This window comes from Ruegeria sp. SAZD013 (genome assembly GCF_059612525.1).
Genome location: NZ_JBXWQT010000007.1, coordinates 1 through 1,690 on the forward strand (window position 1 = coordinate 1; position 1,690 = coordinate 1,690).

The following is a 1,690-nucleotide window of genomic DNA, read 5'->3' on the forward strand; positions in this document are numbered from 1 at the left end:
GAGGGTGTGTGAAAACTCCCCTATTTTGACCGGACTGATGGTATAATTTCCGTATTCGGTACGGAGGTTGTTGATGACGCAATTTATCGAGGGTCTGGACCGGCAGCAGGCGATGTTGCTGCCCGAATGTCTGGACGATTATGTTGATGAGAACAGTCCTGTCCGTGCCATTGATGCCTTTGCAGACCTGCTTGATCTTGCGGTGCTGGGATTCAATGCGATGCCAGCGGCAACTGGACGGCCTGGCTATCATCCTGGCTTGTTACTTCGGATTTATCTTTACGGGTATTTGAACCAGATCCAGTCATCGCGTCGTCTGGAGCGCGAGTGCGGTCGCAATCTGGAACTTGTCTGGCTGACGGGTCGGTTGAAGCCGGACTTCAAGACGATTGCCGACTTTCGGAAAGACAACGGCCCCGCGATCCGCAAGGTGTGCCAGCAGTTTGTCGCGCTATGCCGCAACATGAACCTGCTCGATGGGGATGTGGTTGCCATTGACGGTAGCCGGTTCAAGGCGCTGAACTCCAAGGCCAAGAATTACACGCGCGGTAAGCTGCGCCAGAAGTTGGTGAGATTGACAAGGCAATCGAGCGCTATTTGGGTGAGTTGGATCGCGCCGACGAAGTGTTTGAACAGACCGGCACGGTGCTGCCAGAGGCCCGCATGGAACGCACTTTGAGAAAGTTAGAGCATCTGCAAAAGGAGGCGGTGCGCTACAGATCAATCGGGCAGCGCATGGATGAGACCGGCGAAACCCAAGTCTCACTTAGTGATCCTGATGCCCGATCCATGGCAACAACGGCCCGGATGCCCCGCATTGTCGGCTACAATGTTCAAACGGCCGTCGAAGCCAATCACCACCTGATCGTTGCGCATGAAGTAACAATGCTTGGGTTCGACCGGGATGCCTTGTCGATGATGGCCGCGGCAGCAAATGATGTCATGACGACAGATCAGCTCACAGCAATCGCGGATAAAGGTTACTACAAGAGCGAGGAGATTGTCGCCAGCGAAGAGGCTGGTATCTCGGTTGTCGTTCCCAAACCCATGACATCAAACGCCGCTGCACGCGGTCAGTTTGACAAGGCTGACTTCGCATATGACAGCGGCAAGGATGTCTATGTCTGCCCGGCAGGCAAGCAACTGACCTACAGATTTACCGGCCAGCAAGACGGCAAGGCCATCAGAGCGTATTGGTCTGGGGCCTGCGCCGATTGCGTCATCAAGGACAAATGCACGGCCAGCAAGGAACGGCGCGTGCGTCGATGGGAGAAAGAGGATGTGCTTGAGCGAGTACAAGAAAGGTTGGACGCAGACCCAGCCCAACTGGCCGTCCGCAGCATGACCGTCGAGCATCCCTACGGCACGATCAAATCATGGATGGGCGCGACGCACTTCACGATGCGCAGGTTGAAAAATGTCGCCACCGAGATGGCGCTGCACGTACTCGCCTACAACATGACCCGCGTGCTGAAGATCATGGGCGTACCAGCGATCATCGCAGCTATGAACGCGTAAGAGCCCTCGTTTGCCCTGAAATTTGCGCCCAAATGGCCCTATCCGTCTCAGATGGCTTCCGCCGACCTCACAATCCATCCTGTCCATCAAAATGATGATCCCAAGCCAAAAAGGACACAAAAGTCAAAACCGATTGGAGGCTCCGAGATCAACCAAGTTTCCACACACCCTC

At 55.1% G+C, this 1,690-nt stretch carries 1 pseudogene; it reads left to right on the forward strand.

Annotation, left to right across the window (positions count from 1 at the left end):
- Window positions 1-73: 73 nt before the first annotated feature.
- Window positions 74-1,518: pseudogene (locus tag AC2FLU_RS00790) on the forward strand (IS1182 family transposase).
- Window positions 1,519-1,690 lie beyond the last annotated feature (172 nt).